This is a genomic window from Fusibacter bizertensis (assembly GCF_029914245.1).
Classification (GTDB): domain Bacteria; phylum Bacillota; class Clostridia; order Peptostreptococcales; family Acidaminobacteraceae; genus Fusibacter_C; species Fusibacter_C bizertensis.
The window spans coordinates 100,729-125,882 of record NZ_JARYZI010000009.1 but is presented as its reverse complement, the minus strand read 5'-3'; the positions used below and the strand labels follow the sequence as shown (position 1 = coordinate 125,882).

The window sequence follows — 25,154 nt, the reverse complement described above, 5'->3', positions numbered from 1 at the left end:
CGACTATTCCATCGGTGGTCTTTTATGTTTGGTATATTTCTGCTCTAATTGATTGAAAGTTTTTAATGTAATTAACATAACAAGAGAAGCAAAAACGGCTAGGAGATAAAAACCAGCGCCAATGACGAGTCCAAGACATGCAACCGCCCATAAACCTGCAGCAGTTGTAAGACCGCGCACGTTGACGCCTTCTTTGATAATTGTACCAGCACCTAGAAAACCCATACCACTTATGACTTGTGCGCCTAATCTAACGGGATCTGTATTGATAAACTCTCTTGCAAGCAGTATATTCATATCCATAACTAAGGCACTCGCTACACATACAAGTATATGAGTTCTTAATCCAGCAGGACGATTAGCTGACTCTCTTTCAAGTCCGATAAAGCCACCTACTAAAACAGCTATTAAGATCTTGATGACGCTTTCAAGTTCAAGATTCATGACATGCTCCTTTCTCATTGTATATATCTTGATAGTGAGTTAATATAGATTATACACACTATGAGATTTATATCTATATAAATTAAATCACTAGTAAATTGTGTTTGGAGGTGCTATGACATTAAAAATTATATGGTTATTATTTATTGCAGTAAATCTATCTGCATTTATCAGTATGTTACTAGATAAATACTATGCAGTCAAAGGAAAATGGCGAATTTCTGAGTTTTTTCTTTTATCTCATGGTTTTTTATCGGGTGGGATCGGATTATTAATGGCTATGATTGTAGGTCGTCATAAGTTGAGTAAAATCAAGTTTAGAGTTGTTGCGACTTTAGGTACTTTTGTGGATTTGCTAATTATTTCGATTCTAATTTTTCAAGACAAAATTATTAGCTTAATATAGGTAATAACGCTTAAAAATAAAAAGTAAGTCGAAATGTTAAAATATTTTCAAAAAACATTTGTTTTACTCTTATAATGTATCATGTAAAATAGAATTGGTAAAAAGATTTTAAGGATTCAAATAATTTTAGAAGGGGAGCGCTAAATGAAAAAAATATTGATCACTGGAGCTTGCGGTCAGATTGGTACGGAACTGACGCATACCTTAAGAAAAGTCTATGGGGTTGAAAACGTTGTTGCAACAAATATTAGAGGTGGTAACAATGAGTCTGTCGAAAAAGATGGAATTTTTGAATTGCTTGATGTTACTGATTATAATCGTTTACTAGAGTTAATGAAAAAATATGAAATAGATACTGTCATGAATTTAGCGGCATTGTTATCAGCTGTAGGTGAGAATAACCCTCAATTGTTATGGGATGTAAATATGAATGGTTTATACAACTGTCTTGAGGCAGCTCGTGAAACTGGTGCTATGGTATTTACGCCAAGTTCTATTGCTGCATTTGGTCCGACAACACCTCCAGATTTCACACCACAAGATACAATTCAACGCCCTACAACTATATATGGTGTTTCGAAGGTTGCAGGGGAGCTTTTATGTGATTATTATTTTCAGAAATTTGGTGTTGATACAAGAGGTGTTCGTTTCCCTGGATTGATTTCTTATTCAGCACTTCCAGGTGGTGGAACCACAGATTATGCTGTTCATATATATTATGAAGCACTTAAAAATAAAAAATTTACATGCAATCTCAATTCTGAAACTTATATGGATATGATGTATATGCCTGATGCAATTGATTCAATTATCCAAATCTGTGAAGCTGACGGTTCAAAATTGATTCATAGAAATGCTTTCAATATCACAGCTATGAGTTTTTGTCCGGTTGATATAATGAATGAAATTAAAAAGCATATTCCTGAATTTGAAATGGATTATAATGTGGATCCAATTAAACAAAACATAGCAAATTCTTGGCCAAATTCACTTGATGATTCATGTGCAAGAGCAGAATGGAATTGGAACCCAAAATATAATTTGGAAAGCATGACAATAGATATGCTAGAGAAACTTAAAATTAAACTAGAGCTTTAGTTGACGATTTGAATGGTGAATGGTCGAAAAATAGACGTAGAAACTATAAACTATAGATAATCAAATTATTTGGAGGTTATTATGCATCAAATCATTCAATGTGTTCCTAACTTTAGTGAAGGAAGAGACTTAGAAAAAATCGATAAAATCGTAGCTCCCTTTAGAGGAAAAGCAGGCGTTAAATTATTAGATTATAGCAATGATGAAGACCACAATAGAGTGGTTGTAACCGTAGTTGGTGAGAGAGAAGCTTTAAAAGCTGCTGTTGTTGAAGCGGTAGGAATTGCGTCGCAATTGATTGATATGACTAAGCATGAAGGTCAACATCCTAGGATGGGGGCAACTGATGTAATCCCATTTATACCAATTAAAAATGCAACTATGGAAGAGTGTGTTGCACTTTCAAAAGAAGTCGCATCACTTATCTATGATAAATTTGCCGTGCCTAGTTTCTTGTATGAGAAATCAGCATCTGCATCGACAAGAGAAAATTTAGCAAATGTAAGAAAAGGTCAATTTGAAGGGATGGCAGAGAAAATCAAAGCGCCTGAATGGACGCCAGATTTTGGGACTACGATTCATCCAACTGCTGGAATTACAGCAATCGGTGCTAGAATGCCGCTTGTGGCTTTCAATGTTAATCTCAATACAAACGATTTGGAAATTGCGAATAAAATAGCTAAAAATGTGAGACACTTAAGCGGTGGGTTACGTTATTGTAAAGCACTTGGTATTGCGCTTGAAGAACGTGGTATTGTACAAATATCGATGAATATGACCGATTTTACAAAAACGCCATTGTATCGTGCTTTTGAACTTATCAGAATTGAAGCGCAAAGATACGGCGTGTCAATTGTTGGTAGTGAGATTATTGGTTTAGTTCCAATGGATGCACTCATTGCCACTTCAGAATATTACCTGGGAATAGAAGAATTTTCATACGAACAGGTATTAGAAAAAAGAATAATGGAGTAAATTCATGAAAAAAGGTAGCGTAGTGATCCATAATGCATCTGAGGTCGTTACTTGTAGCGGTTATAAAGGTAAGGCAGGAGCGCAAATGCAAGATCTGAATGTGTTGAAAAACGCTTCAGTAATTGTAGAAGATGGAATTATCACAAAAGTTACAGCAGAGCCGATTGATCTTGAATATTTTTTAGAAAAAGACTTTAAAGTAATTGATGCTAAAGGTAAATGTGTATTACCGGGGTTTGTAGACTCACATACACATTTCATCTTTGGTGGTTATAGAGAAGAAGAATACAACTGGAGACTAAATGGAATATCATACATGGATATTATGTCTAGGGGTGGTGGCATCATCAATTCAGTCAAAGGAACTATGGCGACTTCAAAGGAAGATTTAATTCAAGTCGGAATAAAAAGACTGAATTCAATGACTAGCTTTGGTGTTACTACAGTTGAGGGGAAAAGCGGGTATGGATTAGATCTTGATACTGAAATTAAACAACTCGAAGTAATGAAAGAACTCAACAAGTTACATTCCCTTGATATTATCACGACATTTTTAGGGCCACATGCTAGACCAGCCGCATACAAACAAGATCCAGAAGCCTTTATTGATTTTATGATTGAAGAAGTGCTTCCTGTTGTTGATCAACGTGGTTTGGCAGAGTTTTCGGATATTTTTTGTGAAGAGAATGTATTTTCTATTGAGCAGTCTCGTAGATTTCTAAATGCAGCAAAAAAATTAGGTTTTAAAATTAAGATTCATGCTGATGAAATTGTTGCTTTAGGAGGGGCTGAACTTTCTGCTGAACTAGGTGCTATTTCAGCAGATCATTTACTACAAGCGTCCGATCTTGGCATAGAAGCGATGAAAAACGCTGGGGTTGTTGCAACACTATTGCCATGTACCGCGTTTTCTCTAAAAGAGCATTACGCGAGAGCTAGGTACATGATTGATCAAGGTTTAATTGTTGCATTGGCAACAGATTTTAATCCGGGCAGTTGCTTTACCGAGTCAATTGCGCTTTTAATTGCACTTGCTACAAATCAAATGGGAATGACCATTGAAGAAACAATAACTGCATTGACTATCAACGGTGCTGCTGCACTTGATCGTGCTGACCAAATAGGAAGTATTGATATAGGAAAAAAAGCTGATTTAGTGGTCCATGAGTTTCCATCGTATAAGTTCTTGCCTTATCATATTGGTGTAAGCACGGTTGAAAAAGTTATAAAAAATGGCGTTCTAATTCTAGACAAAGAGAATAATCAACCTTATTAGGAGGCAAAAATGTTAAAGGATTTAGGCTTGCAAGCTTTTATTAATCAACTTGAATCAAGCGAACCAGTTCCGGGAGGCGGAAGTGTTGCGGCATTATCATCATCGCTTGCATCTGCACTTGCAGCAATGGTAGCAAATTTAACAATAGGTAAAAAAAATTATGAAGCTGTTTCTGATGAAATGAGTAATGTGGCAGTGAGAATGGCTGCATATAAACAGGTTTTTGTTGATTTGATAGACAAAGATGCAAATTCTTTTGATAGTGTCATGAAGGCGTTTAAATTACCTAAAGAAACTGATGAAGAAAAAGCACATAGAACTCAATTGATACAAGATGGTATGAAATATGCTGCTTCTGTCCCTCTTGAAGTTGCTGAAAAAACAGCAGAACTTTTTGAAGATATCGCATATCTCGTTGAAAATGGCAATAAAAATGCACAAACAGATGCATTAGTTGCAGGAATGATGGCAAGAACAGCAATCCTTTCTGCACTTTACAATGTGAAGATTAACCTTGGCTCTATAAAAGATGAGACTTTTGTAAAGGATACAAGTGATAAAGTAAAAGAACTTGAAGCGCTTGCAATAGAGAAAGAGGCATATATAATGGGGCTATCTGATCTCTAAGTACAACTTGAAAATTCTTCATATAGTTTATAAAAAAACTGCCTAAGGGCAGTTTTTTTATAAATTGTCAAAGTACTTGGATTAAAGTATAATATATTTATTAACTTTAGGAGATGATTTGATGTATAAAATAATTGCAGATAGTAGTGCAGATGTCGATCAGACGTTTGAAAAGGAATTTCCTGTGACTTTAGTCCCTTTTAAACTCTATCTTGATGGTAAAGAGTATATAGATGATGAGAACCTTGACGTTGAAGGTTTTGTATCGGATATGAAGAATATAACCACAACGCCGAAATCTGCTTGCCCAGCGCCTAATGATTTTTTAGAGCACTTTGAGGGTGAGGAAGATGAAATCTATATTGTAACAATATCATCACATTTAAGTGGTACTTTTAATAGTGCGATTTTAGCTAAAAATTTATATAATTCTGAAAATCCCAACAGAAAGTTTATTCATGTATTTGATTCCCTCGGTGCAGCTGCAGGTGAAACTTTGATTACAAGACAAATTCATGAATTAAAAAAACTTGGTTATACCAAAGAGAAGTTAGTTGAGATGATGACTGAGTTTATTAAGGATATGAAAGTGATTTTTATTTCTGAGAGTCTTAATAACTTAATTAAGAATGGAAGAATCTCTAAATGGAAAGGCTTAATTGCTTCGACACTTAATATATTGCCTATTATGAGTTCGGATGGCAATGGGGAAATTAAACTTTTAGAGAAAGTTCGAAATTCCAATAAAGCATATCTTAGGCTCATTGAGATTATGCAAACAGAATTGATCAAAAGTGGTAGGAAAATCGTAGCGATTACACATGTGGGCAATCCAGAAAGAGCAGACCAGATTGCATTAGGTGTTGGCACACTTAAAACAGTAGAGGAAGTCATCAATGTCAAATGTGCTGGATTATCCTCTATGTATGCAGATAAAAAAGGAGTCATCGTTGCATTTTAATGATTAACCGTTTCTTAGGAAGCGGTTTTTAATTACGGTAAATTGTTAACAATGTAACGGTTTACACAAAAAATTGAATATATGAAATAAATTTAAAATTTTTTGAGCAAAAGAAGCGGGACAAATATTGTTATTCCCTTTATTAAATGATATGATTATCATGAATTAAATAATAATTTTGAGGTGATTTGAATGCATAAGAAATTGTTTATTCCAGGTCCTGTAGACGTTAGAGAAGATGTACTTTTAAAGATGGCAACACCACAAATTGGCCACAGAACTAAAGATGCATCTGCATTACAAAGAGGTATTTCAGAAAAAATTAGAAAGTTAATGTACACTGAAAATGAGATTTTGTTATCTACATCGTCTGGAAGTGGATTAATGGAAGGCGCAGTTAGATCTTGTACTCGCAAAAGAGCAGCAGTATTTTCTGTGGGTGCTTTTGGAGACAGATGGTATAAGATGGCAATTGCAAATAATGTACCTGCTGATATTTTCAAATCTGAACTAGGTCAACCGACAACACCTGAAATGGTTGAGGAAGCGTTGGCAACTGGAAAATACGATTTAATCACCATTACACATAATGAAACATCAACAGGTATCATGAACCCAGTAGACGAAATTGCTGAGGTAGTAAAGAAATATCCAGAAGTAGTATTCTGCCTTGACACAGTTAGTTCACTTGGTGGAACAAAGATTGAAGTAGACAAGCTTGGTGTTGATATTTGTATCACATCAACACAGAAATGTTTAGGATTACCAGCTGGTATGGCGATTTGTTCTTTTTCAGAAAAAGCTAGAAAAGCAGCTGAGCAAGTAGAACATAGAGGTCTGTATTTTGACCTATTAGAGCTTTACAAGTATATTCAAGATAAGGATTACCAATATCCTTCAACACCTTCTCTGGCACACATGTTTGCCCTTGATTATCAACTTGAAAATATTGTTGCTGAAGGCTTTGAGAATAGATTTGCTAGACATTTAGAGATGGCTAAACTTACAAGAGAATGGGCAAATAAACATTTTGAAATGCTTGCTGAGGAAAAATATGCGTCAAATACGTTGACAACGATTAGAAATACAAGAGAAATTAGTGTTTCTGATCTAAACAAAGAATTAGGAAAACGTGGTTACATGATCTCAAACGGTTATGGTAAACTTAAAGATGTTACATTCCGTATTGCGCACATGGCTGACACACAAATAGATGAACTAAAAACACTTTTATCAGTTATCGAAGAAATTCTTGGCTTATAAGTAGTACTCAAGGCAATTGATCTCAATTGCCTTAATTTCTGAATAGGAGGGTCTGGTAGGATGTTAAAAATTTTAGCGAACGATGGTATGGACAAAAGTGCAGTAGATGCTTTAATTTCATTGGGACATCAAGTGGATACGGCACATTATGATGGTGAAGCTTTAATAGAACAACTTAAAGATACGGATGTAGTTGTAATTAGATCAGCAACTAAGTTACGCAAAGATTTAATTGATCAAGTTAAAGGCAGTAGATTAAAGTTGATGATTAGAGCTGGTGTTGGAATTGACAACATTGATCATGTTTATGCAACTGAAAATGGTTTTACTGTAAAGAATACACCTAATTCTAGTAGTGCGGCAGTTGCTGAACTTGCTATTGGTCATATGTTTTCACTTGCAAGATTCATCCACATCGCAAATGTGACAATGCGAAATGGCGAATGGAACAAAAGCAAATACGCTGGAGTAGAATTGAATGGTAAGACGCTTGGCCTAATTGGTATGGGACGAATTTCAAACGAAGTTGCTGTGAGAGCAAAGGCTCTAGGTATGAAGGTAGTATATACAAACAGACGAGGAAAATTGGAGGAGTATCCAGATTTTGAATATAAAACACTAGATGAACTTCTAAAAATTTCTGATTTTATATCGCTTCATATTCCATTTGATAAAAAAGCGGGTGCAACACTTAAAAAAGAACAATTTGATATGATGAAAGATGGCGTTTATATCATAAACACTGCAAGAGGTGGTGTTGTATGTGAAAATGATTTGCTTGATGCGTTAAATTCTGGAAAAGTTGCAGGAGCAGGTATCGATGTATTTGAAGAGGAGCCTACTAAAAATACGGCGTTAATCAATCATCCAAGAGTATCGTGCACGCCACATATAGGTGCTTCTACAGGGGAAGCTCAAGAAAGAATTGGCGAGGAAACAATTGCTGTTATTAGAGCGCATTTTAACGTATAAGTGAATACAAGTTTAAATATAAAGCTATGTTTGATAAAAAATTGAGATGAGAATTATATTTGGAGGTATATTGTGGCAGTAGTTAGACCGTTTAAAGGTATTGTTCCAAAACAAGAATTAGCTGAGCAAGTAGCTTGTTTACCATATGATGTTATGAATAGAAAAGAAGCAAAACAAATGGCTGAAGGAAATCCAAATTCATATTTGCATATCGTTCGTTCAGAAATTGATTTACCTGATTCAGTTGGCGATTATGATCAACTGGTTTACGAAACTGCTCGTAAAAACTTAGATCAATTTATTGCAGATGGTATCATGACACAAGACAGTGAGCCAATCTACTATATTTATAGACAATTGATGAACGGTAGAGTTCAAACGGGTATAGTTGCGTGTACATCGATAGACGATTATATCAATGATGTAATTAAAAAACATGAGTTCACAAGACCTGCAAAAGAAATTGATAGAATCAATAATTTTGATTTCTGTGATGCAAATACTGAGCCTGTATTTTTAACTTACAGAAAAAATGATGAAATCAACAAAATTGTAAACGATTGGATAAAGTTTCACATGCCAGTTTACAATTTTACTTCTGACGATGCGATTACGCATATTTTCTGGAAATTAGATGACCTTAGCTTAGTTAGTAGAATCGCTGAGATATTTGATGGTATAGAATACCTTTATATTGCTGATGGTCATCATCGTTCTGCTTCTTCTGTAAAAGTTGGTTTAAAGAGAAGAGAAGAGTTTCCGAATTATGATGGATCAGAAGAGTTTAACTACTTTATGGCTGTAATTTTCCCTGATGAAGACTTATTCATTATGGATTACAATAGAGTTGTAAAAGACTTAAATGGATACAATAAAGAATCGTTTTTAGAAGCAGTAGCTCAAAACTTTGAATGTGTAAAAGTTGATCAAGCAACGCCATATAAGCCTATGACTAGAGCTACTTTTGGTATGTATCTAGATGGTGCTTGGTATCAAATCACTGCAAAAGAAGGCACATACAATGCTCAAGACCCTGTTGATCGCTTAGACGTATCTATATTACAAAAGAATTTATTACAACCAATTTTAGGTATCGAAAATCCAAGAACTGACACAAGAATTGATTTCGTTGGTGGTATCAGAGGACTTGAAGCGCTAGAAGCTCGAGTAAATGATGATTTTGCAGTTGCGTTTTCAATGTATCCAACTACAATGGATGATTTGATTGATATCGCAAATGCAGGAGAAGTTATGCCTCCAAAATCAACTTGGTTTGAACCTAAGTTAAGAAGTGGATTATTTGTTCATAAGTTAGCAGATTAATAATTGGATGTAAACTTTATAATAAACAGGAAAAAGGCTCAAGATTAATCTTGAGCCTTTTTCTTTGAAATAAGAATAGGAGTGAGATGGGATTTTTATGTTACTCAGCAATAATGATGAGGTTACGGCGATAATCCAAGTACATTTTTGTTAATAATGACATTTGAGCATTCATTTCGATTTGTAATAAAGAAGCAAGAGAATAGTTTTCGTCAAGAATTGCTTCTTTGATTCTTGTGAAAAGTGATTTAGTGTTTAGAGAATCTTTCATTAAATAATGTTTGAGTGTTTTGATTTTTTCCCAATTAACAATGTCTAAATCTGTTATTTCTTCATCGGTATGAAGCTTTACAAGTCTTCTGATAGTTCTTACATGGTCTTGAATGATTCTATCTTTTAGCTCGATAGACCACTCACTTAGCATGTATGCTTTATATGAAGCGATGATTTTATCTGTAAAAACGTTATTTCCAAGTAAAACTTTAGCTTTATCAGCATTGTGATCAAACGCTAAAAGGTTTTCATATACTGTTTTGGGAGGTGTTCCAAACAAACGATCTCTTTCTTCAGGTGAGTAATCTTCGAAGACATCTTCTTCTGAACGGTATACACGATTTTCTTCAAGGTAGAAGTGTTTTTCTCCATAGCCTTTGTCAAATGCTTTTGCAATTTCATCAACAGATTTTCCGCTATTTAAAGCTGCCTTAATTCCTTCAATACTTGCTTGACAGACCGCAGCAAGTAAAAGATATGAGTTTGAGTTTGGATTTGGTGCTCTAAGTTCAAAACGAGTAGCGTATTTGCTGTTTAAATCTCTTACGAGACCAATAAGTACAGTTCTGTTTCTAGTTGGAATTTCTGGGGAATGTCCAAGTGAAGAAACGATACAGATTGGTGCTTCGAAGCCAGGTTTGAGTCTATTTAAACTGTCATTTGTTGAAGAAACAAATGGATTGATTATTTCATAATTTTTAAGAATTCCCATTAAAGCGCCGTAACCGATTTTGGTCATAAAAGCATCAGTTAATACTTTAGGAGAGAATAGGTTAACTATTTTTCCGTTTTTAAGTTTAAGAGCTGCACCAATGTGGTGATGCTCTCCACTTCCGGCAACACCTTCAAGTGGCTTTGCTTGGAAAGTAACTGTTAAGCCATTGGATTCAAATACATCTTTGATTATATCTTTTGCAAGTAATTCTTTGTCTGCAGACAAAAGTGTTTTATCATATTTCCAGTCAATCTCTAGTTGTTCCATAACATGTGTATGAATATTTGTGCCTGATAGTTTTGATGCAACACCACCAACTTCTTTATGGCCCATTTCTGGCTCAAAGCCATAGTCTTCTAAAGCTTTTAGTGACTTTTCAAGTGCAGTTCTTACTTGACCATAAGTACGTTTCCAGTACTGTTCTTTTAAGTTTTGTGAAGTGGCAAGTTTTTCAATATCAGTTTTAGAATCAGGTGTTTTTACCCAAAATTCTAGCTCGGTAGCACTTGTTAAGACAACGTCTTCAATATCATCAACACTATCGATACCATCATAGTCATCTAATAAAGAAGGTGTTGATGTAAATAAATCGATAATTTCGTTTTTAAAATTTACCACAGCATTTTTTAATACACTTCGTGAACAAACTTCTTTGCCATCATGGATTAAGAATGCTGGTATAATCAACGAACCGCATAACTTATCACCTTCAACAGGGTGTCCCATGTTGTAATCTACAACCCAATTTGCATCAAGATCAGGAATTAAATCAACTTTTGCGTTGTTGATTGATGCAATTTCTGGTAAATAAACTGAAGATCCATCAGTCTGAATACCGTTTTTAAAGAAGTCTTCAAGGTCATCAATGACTAAACCTACTGGAATTTTTTCATCCGTATGGTTATTGCCAAAGTCTACTGCAAGTAAAGAAATAAATTGAACTTCTGGGTGCTCCTTTAATAAAGCGGCAAGACGAGCAGGTGATTTGTCTTCTGGTTTAACGACGTATAACATTTTGGCCTCCTTGAGATATTGTATACACACATCGATATAATGAATAATTATAGCACATAAAGAAAAAATGTAAAGATTATATTTAAAAATAAAATCTCTACATTTGTTGTGTTTGAATATGCGTACAGCTTTCTACTAAATTAACAACAAGTTCAAAAATTTGTTGAATGTTCGTCTTTTTTCTTCAATTCTTTATAAGTGTTCCAAGAAATTATACCGAGCATAACAAGGATCGCACCTAATACAAAACCTAAAACACCAAAAATCCTATAGCATGTATACATTGAAATGATAGTGATGAGTGGATGTGTACCAATCTTGCTGCTCACGATTTTAGGTTCAATTATTTGACGAGTAAGTGTAGTTGCTAAATATGCGACAAATAATCCAATTCCTGTTGAATATTCGGAAAATACAATCGCAAATCCAATCCAAGGCATATATACAAATGCGGGTCCAACCATTGGAATTAAATCAACAAAGGCAATTCCTAATGCAACAAGTGGTGAAAAAGGAACCTTCAGAATCGTTAAAGCGATAAGTGAAATAATAAATGTTATGCTAACAAGTATTAGTTGCGCTTTGAAATAATTAACAAAAACATCTTTAGTCTTTCTAAAAAAAAGTTGTATAAATGGTGAAGTCAATTTTTTGTATCCAGATTCGAAAGTTGCTTTAACTCTGTCTTGATCTTTGATAAAAAAATACAAAGATATAAATAGGAAAAAGAAAAAAAACATGATAAGTGGAATCGTTTTAATAATACTTAGTAATGTATCAACAGCAGAGTTTGTTAGGTTTGAAATTGATTGAAAAATCAAGTTATAAACTTGAAGCACCATATCATTGATTTTAAGTGGCGCATCAAGCCAAGGCAATTCGATTTTTATGCCTTGAATGTTTGTGGTGAAATTTTGAATTTTATCAAGCGTTAATGAAAGGTAATCTGAAAAACCGCTTAACGAAATTGCAAACTTATAAACAATAAATGAAACGCCAGTGATAAAGGCAGTCACAAATAGTAATACTACAAACATAGTAATAATCCCAAAAGGAATGTGTAGTTTTCTATGTAGCCACCTAGTTAACTTGGTCAAAGGTTTTGAGAGCAGATATGAGATGATAAAGGGGATAATAATGAAGAAGGCCCTTACGCTCAACCAAAGACTTAGTATGATCAAAGCTAAAATTAGAACGACGAAAGAGACTTTGGATACAAATACGTTCATTTCTTGACCTCCTAAAGTATTTTTTTAATTAGAACCCTATGCTATAATTATATTATAACCCAAAAGGTACAAAATAATGATATGAAGGTGAAGATTATGCAATATTTTGATTTTAGAAGTGATACTGTTACTTTGCCAACTGATGAAATGAGACGTGCCATGTTTGAGGCGGAAGTTGGAGATGATGTGTATGGTGATGACCCAACTGTAAAAGCATTAGAAGAGAGAAGCGCTAATTTACTAGGAAAAGAAGCTGCACTCTTTGTACCTAGTGGGACTTTTGGGAATCAATTGGCAATTCTGACGCACACTAAACGTGGAGATGAAGTCATACTTGGAGATGCTTGTCATATAATGATGCATGAAGTTGGAGCAGCTGCAGTCATTGCAGGTGTACAACTTAGACAAGTCCCTACGATTAATGGATCTATGACTGCAAAAGATGTTGAGAGATTAATTAGGACAGAGGATATTCATTATCCTGATACAGGACTTATTTGTATTGAAAATGCACACTCATCAGGTTCAGTTATAAAGTTGAGTGAAATGAAAACTATATATAAAATTGCGAAAGAACATGCTATACCTGTTCATTTGGATGGTGCAAGACTTTTTAATGCAGCACATGTGTTAGGGGTAGAAGCTTCAGAACTAGCTGAGTATGCCGATTCTATTATGTTTTGTTTGAGTAAAGGTTTATGTGCGCCTGTAGGTTCTATGTTGGTAGGAAGCAAAGCGTTTATTGAGAAAGCGAGAAAAAATAGAAAGTTAATGGGCGGTGGTCTAAGACAAGCTGGATTTTTAGCAGCAGCCGGTTTAGTTGCAGTTGATCATATGGTTATGCGACTTCAAGAAGATCATGAGCTAGCTCAATATTTAGCAGAAAAATTAAATGAAATTGAGGGTGTTCATGTACTTGAGGATAGACTTGATATCAATATGGTATTTTGTCATATAAGACTAAAAATAAGTGAAGAGGACTTTGTGAGTCGCTTGTTAAATTCGGGAATCAAGATTAATGGTTCTGAAGATGGTGAATTTAGGTTTGTAACTAACTACTGGACTCCAAAGGCGTCTGTTGATCTTCTCGTTAAAAATATTAAAAATATAATGGGGGAACAATGAGTTACCAAATTGATGATCTAAAAGAAGCAGTAAATCGACTAAGTGATTCGCTATATAAGGAAGATCCAGAAGAAGTTGATATGTATGTCCGTATGATCAAGAATATTGCTACTCAAATTAAAAATGACTATTGGAGCATACATGTTAATGAAGCGGATATTGTCATCCAGCCAGTTCAAGAAAAAAACAAAGGATACAAAACCATAAATACATTGGAATTTTTATATAAACCCATGTATTTTCAAAACATCTATGAAGGTAATGAGATTGAATTTTTTTCAAAAGAGCGCACTGAAGAGTTAAACGAATCTGGTGTTATGGAGGCACATAATGATTTTTGGCAAGCACATGAGATTATATATGGAAATGTATACGGTTCTCTGCCGATAGAGTTAGCTTCTAAAGAGGGGATCGCTGTTTTACTGAAATGTGGTTGGAAAAAATCATCTGTTGATATCGTAGAGTTCAGTAACGATATGGATATTAAAAAAGTTAGAGGAATTGCTGAGAAAAAATATAGACACTATATATTGTTGAAAGAATTAGAAACTCAAACGATATTGCTTTTAAGATACAACTTTTAGATGTGAAATAGGAAGGATATATATGTATATTAATAAAGAGTCTTTGCGTCTCGAATATCAAGTTGAAGCTAAAGATGCGGGGCTTAAAGTCATCGATGTACTAGCGACTTCGATGAATATATCTAGTAGATTGATTAGAAAATGTAAAAATCATAAAAATATATTTTTAAATCATAAGAATGGTTCGGTAAATCGAATTGTAGAGACAGGCGATATCATTACGATGATGCTGGATCATGATGAAAACACTTTTGAACCAAATCCAATTGATGTAGAAGTACTTTACGAAGATTGTGATATTATGGCAGTATCAAAACCACCATTTTTAGTTGTTCACCCAACCAAAGGTCATCCTGAAGGGACTTTAGCTAATGCACTCTCATATCATCAATATCAGCAAAAACAAAATTATAAAATCAGATTTATCAATAGACTTGACCGTGATACTTCAGGTATCGTGTTAATCGCCAAAAATGCTTATGCACAGCAAATTATTTCAGAACAAATGCAAGCAGATGAAGTGGGTAAACACTATTATGCTATTGTTGAAGGTGTTCTAAAAGATGATTCTGGAACGATTGACTTGCCAATAGATAGAGAAGCAGAATTGGATATAAAACGAATTGTAATTGAAAGTGGTCTACAATCTGTTACACATTATGAAGTTGTCGAAAAGTTTGAAAATCATACATTCATTAAAATTGAACTTGAAACCGGTAGAACGCATCAAATTAGAGTTCACTTTTCACATATAGGACACTCAATTGTTGGAGATAGCCTTTATGGCAAGCCAAGTGAGTGGATTGATCGACAAGCACTTCATTGTTATGAGATGAGTTTTAAATCACCTAGGGAAATGGAAAAAACTTCTGTAAGGTGTAAAATTCCTGCTGACATAGAGTCTGTTTTGAAAAGACTAAGAGGATAAATTAGACTCTAAAACACCAGTTGCCATTGATATTTTAAGGTTAAAAGTGTATAATAAACCTATCATCTGGAATGTTGGTCATCTTTTTAAATTTTACCACTGATTATTTATAGGGAGAACGTGTTCTGCTGTGTATGACAAGCTGCTTTAAGTAGAAGTCAGAAACAATAGATAGTCCACCCACCTAGTGAAGGTGTGGTGTGAGATTTTTGGGGTGACGGCATTCTGGATCACCATTTAATGATATTTAAGTCACGCCTGGCGTGGCTTTTTTCTGTATATAGATATGTCATAATTAAGCATTGAAAAAGTTACAGAAGATTTCAATTAATAAGTTCGTAAGATTAATGTCATTGAATTGTGAAGTTAATGTTAAATTTATGTTATTGTATTCTTTGATGTGTAAGAATATAATTTACTTTATGGAGGTATGTCATGAAACAGTTTCATAAATTTAAACTCAAAAACGAATACACTAAATATGCCTTAATATTGATTTTTACTTATATAATTAAAGTAATGTACTTTAACTTTTCTACTGGTATGCCACTTGATAAAATCAAATATTGCATAGTAACAGTTTCAGTTCTTGTTTTGTTGCTGACGTTGCTATACAAAGTAAGAAGAGGGTATATTGGAGTCAGCATATTGATTACATTCATTATGTTTGGTGACCTATTGTATTATAGATATTTCAATGATTTTTTATCTGTAAAACTTATGAATCAGGCGACATTTGTTGGTTCTGTTACATCGATTATATTGTCAATCGTAAAAGTTACTGACTTACTTTTATTTGTTGATATTATCGCTTTTATCATGATTACCAAATCTAAGGGCACTTTGCAATTATTTAATCACAAATTATCTTTTATTCTCACTTTGATTATTTTACCAACAATTATACTCAGCATTTCATTTACTTCTGTGTGGACGGGGATTAAAAAATATGAATTTTTTAATTACCATGTATATGATCTTATCTCACTTGACCCTGAAAACAATGTTATGACGAGTGAAATACACAATCAGTTAATAGATGATATGAGGCAACTGCATAGAGAGAGTACTTATGGTGATTATTTTGGTATTGCTAAAGACAAAAAAAATGTGATTGTTATTCAGATCGAATCTTTACAAAATGCTATGGTTAATGCATTTTATAACGGTCAAGAAATCACACCGAATCTCAACAAAATCATCAACCAAGATTCTTTGTATTTTAGCAATTACTATCAAATGATAGGTAAGGGGAATACTTCAGACGCTGAGTTTACTTCGTTGAATTCACTATATGCCATTACATCTGGCAACACATATAATGTGTATGAGAAAAATAGCTTTTTCGGGCTTCCTTGGATTATGCGTGATCACGGATACACGGCTTCGTCTTATCATGGATTTGAAGCGAGTTTTTGGAACAGAGTTAACATTTATCCGCAAATCGGATTTGAAGATAGCCACTTTGATACGGACTATGTGATGGGAGAAAAGATCGGCTTCGGTTTAGATGACCATGATTTCTTTGAACAAACCATACCTATGCTTAAAGCAAAAGAAGGTAAAAATTTCAATTTTCTGGTAACTTTGTCATCACATAAACCTTTTGACTTACCAGAAGATAAGAAATGGATTACTTTAGATGAGGAAGATGAAAACTTCTTTGGACATTATATCCAATCAGTGCATTATTTTGATGATGCGCTGGGTAAATTTATCGAAGATTTAAAAACAGAAGGTCTATATGAAGATTCTATCATTGTACTTTATGGTGATCATTATGCTGTTGGCATGGAAGATGATTTAGCACTAGAAAGAATGGAGAACTTCTTAGGTGAGCCATATACCTATGAGGAGATGTTTAATATTCCTTTGATTGTTCATATTCCGGGATCGGGACTTAAAGAAACGAAGACAATCACAGGAGGACAGATAGATCTCCTACCAACTTTGATGAATATTTTAGGTATAAAAAATGAATATTTAACTTTTGGTAGAGATTTACTTAATTCAGAAAGTGGTTTTGTAGCAGCGCAAACATTTATGGAAAAAGGTTCTTTTATTGATGATGAAAAAGTTTTTCAAATTTCTAGAGATGGTGTTTTTGAAAATTCAATAGCTTATGATAGAGATACACATGAGCCAATTGATATTGAACAGTGTCGTGATGAATACGAGCGTGCTATAAAAGCGATTAACTTAAGTAAAAAAGTGACTGAGACGGATTCTGTACTCGATATTGTAAACGAGCTACAAAATAAAGATAGTGTTTATGAACTGGAATAAAAAGAAAAATTGGTTAAATAAATAGGGATTGTTTCAGAATGACTATATATCATCTTGAAACAATCCCTTTAAATTTAATTATTTAATCCCTGAAACTTAAGCTTTTTTATTCTCAAGATCTTTAGCATTTTCAGGCGTATTGTTTTGATCTTTGTCTTTGTCTTTGTTTTGTTTATTGTTACTCGATTTTACAAAATCAACTAAATTAGCGTCAGTAGTTTCGTTTAATGCGTCAACTGTAATCACTAATTCCTCATTTGGATCAACGATACAATTACCTTTAAACATTGAGCCTTCTTTCGTATTGAAGCTTTTAGCAATTATATCTCCCATGAGAGAAGAATTTTGATGAATGTTAATTTTTCCTTTTACATGAACATTACCTTCACATTTACCGTATATGTCAGCATTGAAACTTTTTATGTCACCTTTGACAAATGCATTTTCACTGATGATGATATTGCCAAGTGATGTTATATTGCCAATGATTCTACCATCAATTCGAATACTGCCTTCACTTTCTATATCACCTTTGATAATAGAGCTTGGTCCGATGATCACATCAAAATTTGATTCTGCTTCTTTTTTTTGAAACATTCGTTCCTCCTATTTGACTTTTGATAGAGTGGTAAGTAATTATAAAAATTATTGATCAAGTAGTTTTAATGGGTTTATTGGTGTTCCATTATATCTTATCTCAAAATGAAGATGTGGTCCAGTTGTTCGACCTGAATTGCCCATTAAAGCAACTTGAGTCCCTTTATCCACAGAATCCCCAGGGCTAAACAAAAGCGTTTTACAATGCGCATATACAGACTCATAACCATATCCATGATCAATAATCATTACATTTCCAAAATTGCCATCATATCCAGCAAAAGTAACTACACCTGAGCCAGCGGCATATATAGCAGTGCCAACTTTGTTGCTGATATCTATACCATTATGTTTGGTTGTCTTACCGGTAATAGGATCTTTCCGATAACCAAATGGTGAACTGTAAGTACCTTTTGTTGGATAAAAATCTGGTCTAGCTACTAAATAACTTAATTGTTTTTCAAGTTTCTCAGTTAAGTCATTGTAAGCTTGTGTCTGTTCAGCTATAATAACAGAAATCTCATCATTGGTAATTAATGCATTGATGTCAGATAAAAGTACTTCATCTGCACTTAACTCAGCACTTTGTTCTTGAGCCGTATCGGTGGCCCTGTTGAACGATCTACTAATTGGTGCTTTTATATCAGAATTAGTTTCTTTATTGAAGAGCGTCACCAATTGAGTGACATAAGCCTGTGTTTGTTCCATTTCACTTAAACGCGCGACCATAAATTCATTGGAAGCTTTAAGCGAATTTTTAAGTTCCTTAATTTCTTCTGTTTTATTGGAATTTATATTCTGTAATAGTTCAATTTTATCTTGTGTCATCAGCAAATTTTCTTCGAGTAGCGAATTCTCAGAAGTTAAGTTGTCTGAAGTGACTTTAGATGTTATGGTGTTTAATAAAAGTGAAATATTTATAACGATCAAGCCGATGAGTATGATAAATGCTATTGCGATGTTGAATTTCCATTGTTTGATTGATTTTTCAGCATTCGGAATGACCATTATGGTTACTTTATTTTTCATAAAGTAGTTTTTTAACTTCTCCATAGTACCCCCGTTGTAATAAAAACTTAATATATTCTACCATAGAATAATATAAAAAAACAATGTAAATAGAGAATTTAGTTTACCTAAGTATATTTATTTTGTAAAATAGTAGGTAAGAGACAATCATGGAGGTAATGAAAATGAATGAAAGAACCGTTAGAATAGAAGAAAATTTAAGACGTGTATGTTATAAGATAAAGAAAAAAGGTAGAGAGATCTTGAATGATGTTGATATAACACCCCCGCAATTTGAAGCACTTCAATATTTAAGAAAAGAAGATAATTTGACGATTGGTGAGTTAAGTTCAAGAATGTACCTTGCTTGTAGTACTGTAACTGACCTACTGGATCGTATGGAGCGTAATGAACTGGTAAAACGAGTAAAAGATGAAAATGATCGTAGAATTGTAAGGATTGTCGTATTACCAAAAGGTCATGATCTCATTAAACTTGTAATGGAGAATAGAGTGAACTATGTGGAAAGCATTTTATGTCAATTAGATGAAGATGTAATTGATGCAATTGATATGGGTTTTGGTATTTTCAATGAAAAAGTAGAGTTGTAGTAGTTCTTTATAGGAGGCGTATTCAGTTGAAAGTAATTAATGAAAGATACGATATTATCAAATTGATCCATAAGGATAGCAGTTTTATTGAGTATCTTGTATCGGACAAAGCAAAGAATAAAGAAATCAAACGTATCCGAATCTTTGACACTGAAATGTCTAACTATGACTTTATCAAGCAAATGGAGGAGCAGTTTGTAGAAATCAAAACTATCGTACATGAAAATTTGCTTTCTGCATTTGAATTTCAAGCAATTCTTACCGTGAATGGGAATAGAGTTAACAGAAAGCAATATTTTTATACCTATGAGCATTTTGAAGAAGATAATGTTGTGTCTTATATTGAACTTAATAAATCAGAGATTAACAGCGTCATTATTCAGCTTTGTAAAGTGATGCGTTTTTTACATTTTAGAGGTGTAGTTTATAAATACCTAAACTTTGATCAACTAATATTGATTCGAAAAGAGGGGCAAATCCAGCTAAAATTGAAAGATATAGCTGGAAATTTTATTAATGACTATTACTTTAAACTAGACCATGAACGATACAGTCAGTTTATTGCACCTGAAATTATATGGGGCGAGGAGACCAATGAACAAGTTGATATTTATTCAGTAGGTGCATTAATCTACTATTTATATTATAGAGTTGATTATAGAACAAGAGCACTTCAAAATATATCGAACAGTGGACATAATAACGAAATTCAGAGGTTAATTCTTAGGGCAACAAGCCAGATACGAGATGAGAGACATGAAAGTATCCGTCAGTTCATCGATGAACTTGCTTTATTGATTTGGATAGAAGTAGATAATAATGATGTTAAATATTATGATAAAATTCACGATACTACTAAGATTATTGGTAGAGAAGCCCTTATTAAAGACATAAAGAAACTGTTAGAACTCAAATCAAAAAAAGCATTAACTCAACATGCTCTTTTTATACAAGGGGAAAATGGTAGTGGAAAATCAAGAGTTTTAAATGAAATTTATTATATTTCAAAGTTTAACAGATACAGTTATATCTATCTTAAACCTACAGATTTTTCCGATGTCTTTTATACAACCAAAGCACTGATTAGACACATTTCTGAACAGGAAGACGTCTCCCCCATACTGATACAAAAATATGGACAAGAACTCGCTTCATTAGTGCCTGAACTTGCAGTCAAGTGGAATATAAAAGAGGTTAGAGATTTTAATGTTCAAGCGCAATATTTACGGATATTGAATAGAGTTTTTAATTTTTTTATAGATTATACCAGCAATAAATTTTTCATATTCCTAATAGATGATTTTGAAAAAATCAGTAACATTGAACGGACATTTTATGAGATGCTCTTTGAATTTAAGGGGTCTACCAATTTTTATGTCGTAGCTACGACAAACGATGCTGAAGCTTTAATTAAGAAATATATGGATACGTTTAATCATTTCAAATTATCATCTTTAAATTTAGAAGAAACAGGGCAAATTATTCAATCGCTTCTGGGATTAAATTATATACCGTATAAGTTAACGCATAGGTTAATGCTTGAAAATCAAGGTAAAGCTAGTGTGACTAAAAGAATGATCAAGAGGCTTTGGTATGACGGTGTAATCTTCTTTGATGAGTTTAGAATGATGTGGAACTTTGATGAAGTAGACGATAGTTTTACTTTTGATTATCTCGATCATAAGCGCGAAGATTTTGATAATATAGTAAATAGTATAAATAAAGAATATTATGAAGTTCTTAGAAAACTATCTGTTCTTAAGGGCTCATTTAGCATGCAAACCATTTTTAATTTCGCCGAGATTGAAGAGGAGTTTGGATACTATTTTCTGTACGAAATGGAAGAAAAACATATATTGAATAAAAGAATCAGTGATGTAGAATATGTTTTTGTTTTTAATACCAATGAATTGAGAAAAACTTTTCTTGATACTTTAAGTAAAACTGAGTTCGTAGAAATATCTGTTAAAGCAGCTGAGATGTTTGAACAAAAGTTTATCGAACATGGTGAAGTAAATGAAAGCTTAATAGACTATTTTATTGCCAGTGAAAATGTTGAACAAGCGGCTATTTATTGTGTGAAATTTGCAAATCTATACCTAGAGAAATCAAATAGTCATAAAGCAATTGACTTGATTGATATGGGCCTTGAACTTTATTTGAAGTTAAATATGCATTTAAAAGTGATTGAATTAGGTATGAAATTGATCAAACTGCTGATAAAGGCTGGTAGACTGGATAAAGCAATGGAACGTGTTAATTTCCTCTATGGTTTTATCGAAGATGTATCTGATGCAAGTCGAATTGACGTTCAATTAGAACATGCTTATATCCTATACTTTAAAAATGACATTGCGAGATCAGAAGAACTATCTCAAGACGCATTAACCTTATCATCTGAAATTGGCTATCTTGAAGGCGAGTTAAGGGCAGCTTTTATAAAATGTAAATGCACGATTAGTAAAGGTGACCTAGAAGGTCATCGTATTTTAGCGATGCATTATCTTGCAGTAAGTAAATTGAACAATTTACCCCATCATATTGCAGTGTTTGAAAATGAGAAGGGAATTAATCATCTATACAATAATCAGTTTGATGCAAGTATTGATGCTTTTACTGAAAGCTTAAAATACTATAAAGAGAGTAATGATGAAGAAAACATCGTTCGAGCTTACAATAATTTTGGTGTAATTTACCTAGATGGTTATGGGGATTATATAGTAGCGAGAGATTACTTTAGGAAAGCATATACTAAAGCCATCAACAGGAACTATTTTATGAACTTACCAATATATCTCAATAATCTTGGAGAAACTTATAGGATAGAAGGGCGATACGAAACATCTAACAAATATTTTGAAGAAGCAAATGAAATGGCGGAAAATGTCGGCGATAAAAATATGACGATACTTTCTTTATTAAACTTATGCCATGGACAAGTTCTCAATGAAAACTATGGTAAAGCACATAAGTTAATCGCAAGATTAGAACATGAAGTTCAAATTATTAAAAAAAGGGATTATGATAAATTTGATTATTATTTACTTCATTTTGAGTATTTTCTAGCTATGAATAGTATTATGAAAGTGAACCAGTGGCGTTACGAGTTTAATGCGGATGAAGTTGTAGATGAATATCGAAAATATCGACTAAAAATAATAGACTTAAAGCTGAGCTATAAAAAAGAAAATATTGTACTAAACAATAAAGGGGAGCGACATTCCGTAAAAAGTTTGCCACATCAAGAACTTGAATCTTTATTTGAAAGTACTGAAAATCCAGCAGAATCTAAATTGCTTAGAGAGTTTGTCTTAGAACTTCTTATTGATACCATCGTAGAGAACGATTATCTATCTGCGGAAAGACTTTTACAGATGGATTATGCGCTGATGAAACGCTATAATACTAAATTAGTGAGGCTTAAAAGAGATTTTATAGAAGCTTGCTTTTCCGATTATGCCATTGAACGAGCGCTTACTTTAATTGATCAAATTAAAGAGCAATCCTCTGAATTCTTATGGCGTGTTTATTATATATTGGGGAACGAGTACTATGAAAAGAGAAATACCTATGAAGCTTTAAGGTATTATCTTATGGCGCTTGATGTTATCGCAGATCTTACTGCAAACATTCCTTATGAGTTCAAAGAAACGTATATCCTTCAAGACGATTTAAAAATGGCACTTAAAAATAAGATCAACAAAATCATCAGAATTTTACTCAATTTTGAAGGCAGTAAGTATGGCTTAATTGTTGAGGGAAGAATTGATACCGTTGAAGACTTTTTCGATTTAAGTCAGTTTAATCTTCTATACAATAATAGTGAGTTCTTAAATCTGGTTTATAAAAATTATGAGCTAACGGACCATGAAAAGTATGAAAGTTCTATTGATTTAATTAAGCATTTAGAAAAAGATGAAATCACAAACCTTAAGCTTATTCTTAAGTACTTACAACAGGTAACAATTGGTGAACGTGCATTTATTTACTTACTAGATGAAAATGATAATATTAGTGAAGTTATTAGCACCGCAGAAGGTGCTAAAGAATATGATATTATGCGTTTGATTAATAATTTCGGTAACGATATAGATGGCATTTACATCTCTAAGTTGAACTCAAATACAAATGCACAACTGTTAATTGACGATCAAAAGGGCATGATCTGTTTTCCTATTTATGAAGCGACAATTGCAAAGGATTTTGGTGAAAAAAGAAGAGATGATATGTTTGCATCAAAGAAAAAAATCAGTGGTTATGTTTTTTTAGATACCACTAATGTAATTAATCGTTTTAATGACTTTACTTTTGAACAAGCAAAATCTTTTATAAATTTGATCTATGTCTTTATAGACAACTATAACTTGAAAAAACTTTCTACAATTGATAAACTAACAGGCGTGTATCTAAGAAAATATATAGAGCAACAGTTTGCACTCATGATGAGTATCTCAAGACAACAAAACTATAGTTTATCAGTGATTATGTTGGATATAGATAAGTTTAAAAATGTCAATGATACTTATGGACATCGTAAAGGGGATGAAATTCTTACTAGAATTGGTGAACTCTTGCTAAAATCTGTTCGAAATACTGACTATGTAGCACGTTATGGTGGAGAAGAGTTTATTATTATTTTACCTGAGACTGATGCGCCAAGTGGTTATAAAGTAGCCGAGAAAATCAGGTTGTTGATTCAACAAAGCAAATTGTTAGGGGAAGAACATCCGCTTACAGTAAGTCTTGGTGTTTCGACATATCCAATTGATGGTGCCAATGAAGAAGAACTTGTGGAGAAAGCAGATCAAGCGCTTTACTATAGTAAAAACAATGGTCGAAATAAATCTACAAGTTGGGATGATAACCTCATCAAAGAAGGGCATCGTTATGATCGATTGACGGGCATATTAACGGGCAATATCTCATCTGACACGAGAAACATGCAAGCAATATTAGATATTATCAACCAGTTGAATCATGGACATTCTCAAGAAGAAGGCATTAGAAATACATTTATCTCATTACTTGATATAACTGAAGGGGATGAAATTCAATTTCTAAAGCTTGATGAAAATGATCAGATCAAGCAAGTACTCTATAAGAAAAAGGGATTAGACATAATTGGGGATACCCTTGTTGTTGAACAGAGGATTATCAACCAATATATCAATACAAATCAGAGTCACTACTTTATCGATTGGGATGAGTTAACTATCTCAGAAGAAGTGGGTTCAGAAGTGACTATAATGCCAGATTGGAAATCTTATATTATTATGAGTTTTAATTCCGAGAAGCAAAGAGGTATATTAGCGATTTCAGTAAGAATTAAAGTTAAAGAATTTGATTTTAGTAATTTCAATTTTGTTGAATCACTTAGACCAGTTCTAGAACACATACTGTTTTAATCATCTACACAGAGCAATGCGCTCATTTAGAAAG

The 25,154-nt window shown here is 33.3% G+C and carries 20 protein-coding genes and 1 other RNA gene; 16 read left to right on the top strand and 5 right to left on the bottom strand.

Features of this window, described 5'->3' with window-relative positions; all coding sequences use genetic code 11:
• Positions 1 to 3: 3 nt before the first annotated feature.
• Entirely contained in the window at positions 4 to 444 is a 441-nt protein-coding gene (locus tag QE109_RS13310) for an MgtC/SapB family protein (RefSeq protein WP_281095030.1), read from the bottom strand.
• Positions 445 to 559: 115 nt separating this feature from the next.
• On the opposite strand from QE109_RS13310, the gene QE109_RS13305 reads away from it, so the two are divergent.
• From QE109_RS13305 to QE109_RS13265, 9 genes are all read left to right on the top strand, one after another.
• Positions 560 to 850: a DUF1294 domain-containing protein gene (locus tag QE109_RS13305; RefSeq protein ID WP_281095029.1), complete on the top strand. Its 291-nt coding sequence runs from the start codon at positions 560 to 562 to the stop codon at positions 848 to 850.
• Positions 851 to 994: 144 nt separating this feature from the next.
• Positions 995 to 1,948: an L-threonine 3-dehydrogenase gene (locus QE109_RS13300; RefSeq protein ID WP_281095028.1), complete on the top strand. Its 954-nt coding sequence runs from the start codon at positions 995 to 997 to the stop codon at positions 1,946 to 1,948.
• Positions 1,949 to 2,029: 81 nt separating this feature from the next.
• A complete protein-coding gene (gene ftcD, locus QE109_RS13295) occupies positions 2,030 to 2,923 on the top strand; it encodes a glutamate formimidoyltransferase (RefSeq protein WP_281095027.1) in 894 nt (297 codons plus the stop codon).
• A 4-nt stretch (positions 2,924 to 2,927) separates the two neighbouring features.
• Positions 2,928 to 4,199 (top strand): imidazolonepropionase, encoded by a 1,272-nt coding sequence (gene hutI, locus QE109_RS13290; RefSeq protein WP_281095026.1) that lies wholly within the window; start codon positions 2,928 to 2,930, stop codon positions 4,197 to 4,199.
• A 9-nt stretch (positions 4,200 to 4,208) separates the two neighbouring features.
• Entirely contained in the window at positions 4,209 to 4,826 is a 618-nt protein-coding gene (locus QE109_RS13285; protein ID WP_281095025.1) for a cyclodeaminase/cyclohydrolase family protein, read from the top strand.
• A gap of 121 nt (positions 4,827 to 4,947) precedes the next feature.
• Positions 4,948 to 5,787: a DegV family protein gene (locus QE109_RS13280; RefSeq protein WP_281095024.1), complete on the top strand. Its 840-nt coding sequence runs from the start codon at positions 4,948 to 4,950 to the stop codon at positions 5,785 to 5,787.
• Positions 5,788 to 5,979: 192 nt separating this feature from the next.
• Positions 5,980 to 7,050, top strand: coding sequence for a pyridoxal-phosphate-dependent aminotransferase family protein (locus QE109_RS13275; protein WP_281095023.1), 1,071 nt, complete (start codon positions 5,980 to 5,982; stop codon positions 7,048 to 7,050).
• A gap of 60 nt (positions 7,051 to 7,110) precedes the next feature.
• Entirely contained in the window at positions 7,111 to 8,022 is a 912-nt protein-coding gene (locus QE109_RS13270) for a D-2-hydroxyacid dehydrogenase (protein WP_281095022.1), read from the top strand.
• Between the two features lie 72 nt (positions 8,023 to 8,094).
• Entirely contained in the window at positions 8,095 to 9,345 is a 1,251-nt protein-coding gene (locus QE109_RS13265) for a DUF1015 domain-containing protein (RefSeq protein WP_281095021.1), read from the top strand.
• Positions 9,346 to 9,445: 100 nt separating this feature from the next.
• Here QE109_RS13265 and QE109_RS13260 read toward each other — a convergent pair whose 3' ends face one another.
• Together QE109_RS13260 and ytvI are read right to left on the bottom strand one after the other, a co-directional pair.
• Positions 9,446 to 11,347 carry a type I glutamate--ammonia ligase gene (locus tag QE109_RS13260; RefSeq protein WP_281095020.1) on the bottom strand — a complete coding sequence of 634 codons (1,902 nt, stop codon included), beginning with the start codon at positions 11,345 to 11,347 and terminating at the stop codon, positions 9,446 to 9,448.
• Between the two features lie 152 nt (positions 11,348 to 11,499).
• Positions 11,500 to 12,576 carry a sporulation integral membrane protein YtvI gene (gene ytvI, locus QE109_RS13255; RefSeq protein WP_281095019.1) on the bottom strand — a complete coding sequence of 359 codons (1,077 nt, stop codon included), beginning with the start codon at positions 12,574 to 12,576 and terminating at the stop codon, positions 11,500 to 11,502.
• A 96-nt stretch (positions 12,577 to 12,672) separates the two neighbouring features.
• Here ytvI and QE109_RS13250 point away from each other — a divergent pair, with 96 nt between their 5' ends.
• From QE109_RS13250 to QE109_RS13230, 5 genes are all read left to right on the top strand, one after another.
• Positions 12,673 to 13,701, top strand: coding sequence for a threonine aldolase family protein (locus QE109_RS13250; RefSeq protein WP_281095018.1), 1,029 nt, complete (start codon positions 12,673 to 12,675; stop codon positions 13,699 to 13,701).
• Positions 13,698 to 14,285, top strand: coding sequence for a hypothetical protein (locus tag QE109_RS13245; protein ID WP_281095017.1), 588 nt, complete (start codon positions 13,698 to 13,700; stop codon positions 14,283 to 14,285). Before QE109_RS13250 ends, QE109_RS13245 begins: the two co-directional genes overlap by 4 nt.
• A 22-nt stretch (positions 14,286 to 14,307) precedes the next feature.
• A complete protein-coding gene (locus tag QE109_RS13240; protein WP_281095016.1) occupies positions 14,308 to 15,213 on the top strand; it encodes an RluA family pseudouridine synthase in 906 nt (301 codons plus the stop codon).
• Between the two features lie 60 nt (positions 15,214 to 15,273).
• Positions 15,274 to 15,449: non-coding RNA, 6S RNA (ssrS, locus tag QE109_RS13235), on the top strand.
• 199 nt (positions 15,450 to 15,648) lie between these two features.
• Entirely contained in the window at positions 15,649 to 17,499 is a 1,851-nt protein-coding gene (locus QE109_RS13230; RefSeq protein WP_281095015.1) for an LTA synthase family protein, read from the top strand.
• Positions 17,500 to 17,595: 96 nt separating this feature from the next.
• Here QE109_RS13230 and QE109_RS13225 read toward each other — a convergent pair whose 3' ends face one another.
• Together QE109_RS13225 and QE109_RS13220 are read right to left on the bottom strand one after the other, a co-directional pair.
• Entirely contained in the window at positions 17,596 to 18,096 is a 501-nt protein-coding gene (locus tag QE109_RS13225; protein WP_281095014.1) for a bactofilin family protein, read from the bottom strand.
• Between the two features lie 48 nt (positions 18,097 to 18,144).
• Complete coding sequence (locus QE109_RS13220; protein WP_281095013.1) at positions 18,145 to 19,125, bottom strand: M23 family metallopeptidase; 981 nt, start codon at positions 19,123 to 19,125, stop codon at positions 18,145 to 18,147.
• Between the two features lie 164 nt (positions 19,126 to 19,289).
• Between QE109_RS13220 and QE109_RS13215 the strand changes: the two genes are divergently transcribed.
• Both QE109_RS13215 and QE109_RS13210 read left to right on the top strand, forming a co-directional pair.
• Positions 19,290 to 19,715 (top strand): MarR family winged helix-turn-helix transcriptional regulator, encoded by a 426-nt coding sequence (locus QE109_RS13215; RefSeq protein WP_281095012.1) that lies wholly within the window; start codon positions 19,290 to 19,292, stop codon positions 19,713 to 19,715.
• Positions 19,716 to 19,741: 26 nt separating this feature from the next.
• Positions 19,742 to 25,120 carry a diguanylate cyclase gene (locus QE109_RS13210; RefSeq protein WP_281095011.1) on the top strand — a complete coding sequence of 1,793 codons (5,379 nt, stop codon included), beginning with the start codon at positions 19,742 to 19,744 and terminating at the stop codon, positions 25,118 to 25,120.
• Positions 25,121 to 25,154: the final 34 nt, after the last annotated feature.